The sequence below is a fragment of the Streptomyces sp. NPDC001351 genome, assembly GCF_042896045.1.
Taxonomy (GTDB): domain Bacteria; phylum Actinomycetota; class Actinomycetes; order Streptomycetales; family Streptomycetaceae; genus Streptomyces.
Window position 1 is genome coordinate 1,016,501 of the sequence record NZ_JBIAWS010000002.1, and the last position, 6,835, is coordinate 1,023,335.

Here is a 6,835-nt window from a genome sequence, read left to right on the forward strand (position 1 = left end):
GCCCCCGCCGCCCCTTCCCATTCCCGACCCTGGGGGCTGCGCCCCCAGGCCCCCGATCGGCCTGAACGGCCTCGTCCTCAAGCGCCGGACGGGCTGAAAAGATCAAGCCCCGGCCGGCGAAATCCAGCCCCTCCGGCGTTTGAGGAGCGGGGGTCCGGGGGCTGGCCCCCGGGTCGGGACGGGTAGGGGCGGCGGGGGCGAGGAAAAGCTAGGCCGGGCGAAGCCATACCGTTGCCAGGGGTGGCAGGACCAGCCTGATGCTTGCCGGGCGGCCATGGTGGCCCTGGGGTTCCGGCTTGATGATGTCGGCGTTGGTCACGTCGCTTCCGCCGTATTTCCCGATGTCCGTGTTGAGGGTCTCGTGCCAGGCAGGGACGTCGTCGGGGACGCCCAGACGGTAGTCGTGGCGGACCACGGGGGAGAGGTTCGAGACCGCCAGGAGCGGACTGCCGTCGGCGGCGAGGCGCAGGAACGCGAAGACGTTGTCCTCGGCCGCGTCGCCCACGATCCACTGGAAGCCCGACGGGTCGGTGTCCCGCTGCCACAGCGCAGGCGTGTGGCGGTAGACGATGTTGAGGTCGCGGACCAGGTCACGGACCCCGCGGTGGTCGGCTTCGGCACCGTACGCCGGGTCCAGGAGCCACCAGTCCGGGCCGTGCGCCTCCGACCACTCCGCGCCCTGCGCGAACTCCTGCCCCATGAAGAGGAGCTGCTTGCCGGGGTGGGCCCACATGAAGCCCAGATAGGCGCGGAGGTTGGCCCGCTGCTGCCACCAGTCGCCCGGCATCTTCGACACCAGTGAGCGTTTGCCGTGGACCACCTCGTCGTGCGAGATGGGCAGGACGTAGTTCTCGCTGTACGCGTACACCATCGAGAAGGTCATCTCGTTGTGGTGGTACTTGCGGTGGATCGGCTCGTGGCTGATGTAGTCGAGGGAGTCGTGCATCCAGCCCATGTTCCATTTGAGGCCGAAGCCCAGCCCTCCGAAGCCTCCCGGGCCCCGGTGGTGGGTGGCCCTGGTGACGCCGTCCCAGGCCGTGGACTCCTCGGCGATCGTGACCACGCCCGGCACCCTCCGGTACACCGTCGCGTTCATCTCCTGCAGGAACGCCACCGCGTCCAGGTTCTCCCGGCCGCCGTGCTCGTTCGGGGTCCACTGGCCGGGCTCGCGCGAGTAGTCGAGGTAGAGCATGGAGGCGACCGCGTCGACGCGCAGGCCGTCGATGTGGAACTCCTCGCACCAGTAAATGGCGTTCGCGACCAGGAAGTTGCGCACCTCCCGGCGGCCGTAGTCGAATTCGAGCGTGCCCCAGTCGGGGTGTGCGGCGCGGAGCGGGTCCGCGTGCTCGTACAGGGGGCGGCCGTCGAACTCCGCCAGGGCCCAGTCGTCGCGCGGGAAGTGCGCCGGCACCCAGTCCATGAGGACGCCGATGCCCGCCTGGTGCAGCGCGTCGACCAGGTACTTGAAGTCGTCGGGGGTGCCCAGGCGGGCCGTGGGGGCGTAGAAGCCGGTGACCTGGTAGCCCCAGGAGCCGCCGAAGGGGTGCTCCGCGACCGGCATCAGTTCGACGTGCGTGAAGCCCAGGTCCTTGACGTAGGCGGGGAGCTGCTCAGCCAGCTGACGGTACGTCAGCCCTGGGCGCCAGGACGGGAGGTGGACCTCGTAGACCGAGAACGGGGCCTCGTGCGCGGGCACGTTCGCACGCTGCTCCAGCCACTGCGCGTCCTGCCACTCGTGGTGGGAGGCGGTGACGATCGACGACGTGTTCGGCGGGGCCTCCGTGCGGCGGGCCAGCGGGTCGGCGCGCAGGGTCTTCGAACCGTCGGGCCGGGTGATCTCGAACTTGTACAGCTCGCCCTCGCCGATCCCCGGCGCGAACAGCTCCCAGACACCGGAGGAGCCGAGCGAGCGCATCGGATGGCCGGTGCCGTCCCAGAAGTTGAAGGTGCCGGCCACATGCACACCGCGCGCGTTCGGCGCCCACACGGAGAAACGGGTGCCGGCCACGCCCTGGTGCGTCATCGGGTGCGCGCCGAGCACCTGCCACAGATACTCGTGCCGTCCCTCGCCGATCAGGTGCAGGTCGAGCTCGCCCAGCGTGGGCAGGAAGCGGTAAGCGTCCTCGGTCTCCAGGACCGTCTCCTCGTACCGCACGAGAAGCCGGTACTCGGGGACCTCGGTCAGGGACAGCAGGGCGGAGAAGAACCCGTCCCCGTCGTCGTGCAGCTCGGCCCGCAGATCCGCGGCGACGACGGTCACGGACAGCGCGTACGGCCTGAAGACCCGGAAGGCGACCCCGCCGGGGACCGGGTGGGCGCCCAGCACCGTGTGCGGGTCGTGATGAGCACCGGCGAGCAGCCGTTCGCGGTCCCCGACGGGCACCTCCGGCGACGCGACCGGAACCGGTGCGGTGACCTTCTTCGCGGCGGTGACGGTCTTCTTGGCGGGAGTCTTTGCGGCCGTAGTCTTCTTTGCGGTTGTCTTCTTGACGGCTGTCTTCTTGGCTGCTGTCTTGACCGTCGTCTGCTTGGCAGCCGTCTGTTGGGTGGCTGTCTGCTTCGCAGTCGCCTTCTTCGCAGTCGTCTTCTTCGCCGTGCTTTTCTTTGCCGGGCTCTTCTTCGCCGTTGTCCTGGCCGCCGTCGTCTTCGCCGCGGCGGCCTTTTTCGTGACTGCCTTCTCGGCGGTGGTCTTCGCCGCCGCCTTCTTCACCGATTTCTTGGGCTCGGTCGCCTTCTCCGCGGCCTTCGCGGCCTTCTTCTTCGGATCCGAACCGCTGGGCGTGGGGCGGGGGGTCACGGGCGGCGCCTCCTCGGCGAAGGTCAGGTCGGGTCAGTGGGGGTCGGATGCGGCGTAACGCTCTATCGCCGCCATGGGAACGGGCAGCCAGTCGGGGCGGTGACGGGCCTCGTAGACGACCTCGTAGATCGCCTTGTCTGTTTCGTACGCGCGCAGCAGTACCGGGTCCGTGCGCGGATCGCGGCCGCTGACCTCGGCGTATCCGGAACAGTAGGCGGCCCGGCACGCCTGAGCCCAGCCCTCTGACTGAGATCCGGCCGAGTGGGCCGCGTAGTCGAAGGACCGCAGCATCCCGGCGATGTCCCGCACTGCCGGTTGCGGCATCCGCCGTTCCGCCAGGGGTTTGGACGGCTCGCCCTCGAAGTCGATCAGCCACCACTGACCGGCCGGCGAGCGCAGACACTGCCCGAGGTGCAGGTCGCCGTGGATGCGCTGCGCGGTCCAGGTACGGCCCTCCGACGCCAGGTCGGCGAGCGCGGTGAACGCGGAGTGCAGGGCGGGGGCGTACGGCCGTAGCGCGGGCACCGCCTGCGCGGCCACGTCCAGGCGCTCGATCATGCCGTCGGCCAGCAGCTGCAGCTGGCTGTGGCCCAGCGTGACGGTCGGCAGGGCGTGGGCGAGTGCCGTGTGCACCTCGGCCGTGGCGCGGCCCAGCGCCCGTGCCTCGGCGCCGAAGTCCTCGCCCTTGGCCAGCTCGCGCAGCGCCAGTTCCCAGCCGTCCGTCGCACCCTGCAGAAACGGCTGGAGCACGCCGAGCACATACGACTCCCCGGCCAGCTCCGCCCGCAGCCACGCCGTCGGCGCGGGCACCCGGGGGCAGCCCTCGCGGGCGAGCGCCAGGGGCAGTTCCAGGTCGGGGTTGACACCGGGGACGACCCGGCGCAACAGCTTGAGGATGAACGTATCTCCGTAGACGACCGACGAGTTCGACTGCTCGGCCGTCACCAGCCGCGGGACCAGCCCGGTCCGGATCTCCTGTCCTGGCTCCCGCTCGAAGCGCAGCCCGCCGATACGGGCCTGGGTGCGCAGCGCCTCCAGGAGCACCTCGGCGGGCCGGGAGTCGTACAGGGCGTCGTACACCGTCCGTCCCGCAAGGGGGCCCTGGTCCACGTGTCCGATAAGCGCGGGCGCCAGCCGGGGCGGCAGCGCCTCGCGCACGCCTATGAGCAACTGGTAGCAGTCGCCGGGGTGGGGCTCGGCGCCGAGGGTGAGCGGCTGATGGGCGCGCACCAGCAGGTGGAACAGCCCCAGCCTGCCGTCGGCCGGCAACAGTTCGGTGGCCGCGACCAGCGAGAACCCGGTGACCGGCCGCCCCTTGCCGGCGAACCAGCGCTGCCGCGGCAGCCATTCCCGCAGAAGGGGATCGAGGGACGCGAGCAGGCCAGGACTTGTCTTGCCGGAAAGTGTGACAGTTTCCGCCATGGTGTCACATTCCTTTCCCCGGGTGGGCGGGGTGTTACTGATGCGTGCCCCGGGTGGGACAGGAGAAACCGCCCCACCCCGGGTTCTGCGAGGCGCCGCGCGGCGCTACGCGGGGTCCTTGCGGAGCCGGAACCAGTAGAAGCCGTGCCCCGCCAGCGTCAGCAAGTACGGCAGCTCCCCGATGGCCGGAAAGCGCACCCCGCCGAACAGCTCGACCGGATGCCGCCCGTTGAAGATCCGCAGGTCCAGTTCCGTCGGCTGCGCGAACCGCGAGAAGTTGTGCACGCACAGCACGAGATCGTCCTCGTACTCCCGCAGGAAGGCCAGTACCGCCGGGTTGGAGGACTGGAGTTCCGTGTAGGACCCGAGGCCGAAGGCCGGGTTCTGCTTGCGGATCTCGATCATGCGGCGGGTCCAGTGCAGCAGCGACGAGGGCGACGACATCGACGCCTCGACGTTGGTGACCTGGTAGCCGTAGACGGGGTCCATGATGGTCGGCAGGAACAGCCGCCCGGGGTCACAGGAGGAAAAACCTGCGTTGCGATCCGGTGTCCACTGCATCGGGGTGCGTACGGCGTCCCGGTCGCCGAGCCAGATGTTGTCGCCCATGCCGATCTCGTCGCCGTAGTAGAGGATCGGCGAGCCGGGCAGGGAGAGCAGCAGGGCCGTGAAGAGTTCGATCTGGTTGCGGTCGTTGTCGAGGAGCGGGGCGAGGCGCCGGCGGATGCCGATGTTGGCGCGCATGCGGGGGTCTTTCGCGTACTCCGCCCACATGTAGTCGCGTTCCTCGTCGGTGACCATTTCCAGGGTCAGCTCGTCGTGGTTGCGCAGGAAGATGCCCCACTGACAGCCCGCGGGGATGGCGGGGGTCTTGGCGAGGATTTCCGAGACGGGGTAGCGGGATTCCCGTCGTACCGCCATGAAGATGCGGGGCATGACGGGGAAGTGGAATGCCATGTGGCATTCGTCGCCGCCGCTCCGGAAGTCGCCGAAGTAGTCGACGACGTCCTCCGGCCACTGGTTGGCCTCGGCCAGCAGGACCGTGTCCGGGTAGTGCGCGTCTATCTCCTTGCGCACCCGCTTGAGGAACTCATGGGTGGCGGGCAGGTTCTCGCAGTTGGTGCCCTCCTGCTGGTAGAGGTACGGCACCGCGTCCAGGCGGAAGCCGTCGATGCCCAGGTCCAGCCAGAAGCGGAGAGCGGAGATCATCTCCTCCTGGACGGCCGGGTTCTCGTAGTTGAGGTCCGGCTGGTGGGAGAAGAAGCGGTGCCAGTAGTACTGCTTGCGGACCGGGTCGAAGGTCCAGTTGGAGGCCTCGGTGTCGACGAAGATGATCCGCGCGTCCGGGAACTGCTTGTCGTCCTCCGCCCAGACGTAGTAGTCGCCGTACGGGCCGTCGGGGTCCTTTCTCGATTCCTGGAACCACGGGTGCTGGTCGCTGGTGTGGTTCATGACGAAGTCGATGATGACGCGCATGCCGCGCTGGTGGGCGGCGTCGACGAACTCGACGAAGTCGGCGAGGTCACCGAACTCCGGGAGGACGGCCGTGTAGTCCGAGACGTCGTAGCCGCCGTCGCGGAGGGGTGACTTGAAGAAGGGCGGCAGCCACAGGCAGTCGACGCCCAGCCACTGCAGATAGTCGAGTTTGGCGGTGATGCCCTTGAGGTCGCCGACTCCGTCGCCGTTGCTGTCCTGGAAGGAGCGGACGAGGACCTCGTAGAAGACCGCACGCTTGAACCAATCCGGGTCCCGGTCCTTGGCGGGGGTGTCCTCGAAGGTGTCCGGAACGGGTTCGTTGACGATCATGTTGTGGGTGACCCTCCGATCTGCGGGGTGGACGGTCGCAGGACGCGGCTGTGCTCACCCGGGGGGTAACCCCCGGACCCCCAGCCGACGACAAGGACGTGTGCCCCGCCGGGCTGAAGGCGCACATAATTGGACCTGCCCCAGTGATAGGTCTCGCCGGTGAGTTCGTCCCGCACCGGCACCGACTCGTGCCATTCCAGGCCGAGTTGCGGCATGTCCAACGAGACCGTGGCCTCCTGGGTGTGGTGCGGGTCGAGGTTGGCGACCACCAGAACGGTGTTCGAGCCGCTCCGCTTCGAGTACGCGATCACCGCGTCCTTGTCCGCGTGATGGAAGTGGAGGTCGCGCAGCTGACGCAGGGCGGGGTTCGCGCGCCGGATGGTGTTGAGCCGGGTGATGAGGGGGGTGATGGTGCGGCCTTCGCGTTCGGCCGTTTCCCAGTCGCGGGGGCGCAGCTGGTATTTCTCGGAGTCCAGGTATTCCTCGCTGCCGTCCCTGAGGGGTGTGTTCTCGCACAGTTCGTAGCCGGAGTAGACGCCCCAGGTGGGGGAGAGGGTGGCGGCCAGGACCGCGCGCAGTGCGAAGGCCGGGCGGCCGCCGTGCTGGAGGAAGGCGTGGAGGATGTCGGGGGTGTTGACGAAGAAGTTGGGGCGCATGTAGGCGGCTGCCTCGCCGGTGAGTTCGGTGAGGTAGTCGGTGAGTTCCTGCTTGGTGTTGCGCCAGGTGTAGTAGGTGTAGGACTGCTGGAAGCCGATCTGGGCCAGGGTGTGCATCATGGCGGGGCGGGTGAAGGCCTCGGCCAGGAAGATC

Annotated in this window: 3 protein-coding genes and 1 pseudogene; all 4 read right to left on the reverse strand. The window is 68.8% G+C overall.

Translation table 11 applies throughout. The features are described from left to right. Nucleotides 1-208: 208 nt before the first annotated feature. Entirely contained in the window at nt 209-2,797 is a 2,589-nt protein-coding gene (gene glgB / locus ACFY1U_RS10320) for a 1,4-alpha-glucan branching enzyme (RefSeq protein WP_390693648.1), read from the reverse strand. Between the two features lie 33 nt (nt 2,798-2,830). After that, on the reverse strand, nt 2,831-4,219 hold the full coding sequence (locus tag ACFY1U_RS10325) for a maltokinase (RefSeq protein WP_390693649.1): 1,389 nt from the start codon (nt 4,217-4,219) through the stop codon (nt 2,831-2,833). Between the two features lie 105 nt (nt 4,220-4,324). After that, on the reverse strand, nt 4,325-6,025 hold the full coding sequence (gene treS / locus ACFY1U_RS10330) for a maltose alpha-D-glucosyltransferase (protein ID WP_390693650.1): 1,701 nt from the start codon (nt 6,023-6,025) through the stop codon (nt 4,325-4,327). Continuing rightward, a pseudogene (locus ACFY1U_RS10335) lies at nt 6,022-6,835 on the reverse strand (alpha-1,4-glucan--maltose-1-phosphate maltosyltransferase); the annotation flags it as partial. The pseudogene ACFY1U_RS10335 and the gene treS, both read right to left, overlap by 4 nt.

Excerpts from the sequence above, each read along its gene's own strand:
- ACFY1U_RS10325 (WP_390693649.1), bottom strand. The coding sequence starts at position 4,219 with ATGGCGGAAACTGTCACACTTTCCGGCAAGACAAGTCCTGGCCTGCTC.
- treS (WP_390693650.1), bottom strand. The coding sequence starts at position 6,025 with ATGATCGTCAACGAACCCGTTCCGGACACCTTCGAGGACACCCCCGCC.